The organism is Oleiphilus sp. HI0061, from assembly GCF_001635675.1.
The window spans coordinates 1-782 of record NZ_LWFE01000677.1 but is presented as its reverse complement, the minus strand read 5'-3'; the positions used below and the strand labels follow the sequence as shown (position 1 = coordinate 782).

Sequence of the window (782 nt, the reverse complement as noted above, 5' to 3'; positions counted from 1 at the left end):
GCGATTTTCCCTGACAGCGTCGCATATTCAGGCATATGCTCTGCTCTAAATGCTGCATACAAAGGCTCACCTGCGTAGACATCGGGTAAGGGGCTCGGAAGCATCTCGACCTCATAACCCTGGAAGTCTATCGACACATCACTTAGGGCCGGTGCTGCCAGGCGAGTAAATAACTCGCTTATCCTTTCTTCAACACTCTCTGGCTGAGAAATGTAAGTAAAAGAACCACGACCGGCCTGTGCTGCCTTGCGCATAAAGTAGCTGTTCGGGGCAGACCCTATACCCACCGTAAACAAACGACTATGGCCAAGCTCTTGCCGGATCATGGTAAACAGTTCCGCTTCGTTACTGACAGCACCGTCGGTGATAAAGACAACTTGCCGAAGTGCTGACAGAGATTCCTCAGAACTTTGAAGCGCGATATTCAAGGCTGGTAGCATGTTAGTACCACCATTCGCATTGAGCTGATTCACTTTGTGTCTTGCGATTGATAAGTTACGAGCAGAAGCTTGCTGACTGATAGGAAACAAAGACATAGCACGATTGTTAAACCAGATCAGGTTAAAGAAGTCATCTTCTTCTAACTGGTCGAGCGCTTTTAACAAGGCCACTTTAGCCTGTTGTATCGAAGCACCCTGCATACTACCCGAAACATCCAGCACCAAAACCAGATTTCGATCTTGAGAGTCATCCTCAGCGAATTTCTCCTGGGGCGGCATCACCATCAATAAGCCATACTGGTCTTCATCATGGCCATCAGAACTCGGCTCGTGCATCACCGT

1 protein-coding gene is annotated in these 782 nt (G+C 48.5%); it reads right to left on the bottom strand.

Going from position 1 to position 782, the window contains the following annotated elements:
* Nucleotides 1-782 (bottom strand): VWA domain-containing protein (locus A3735_RS08510; protein WP_156499537.1); only part of this gene is annotated, 782 nt, incomplete at both ends.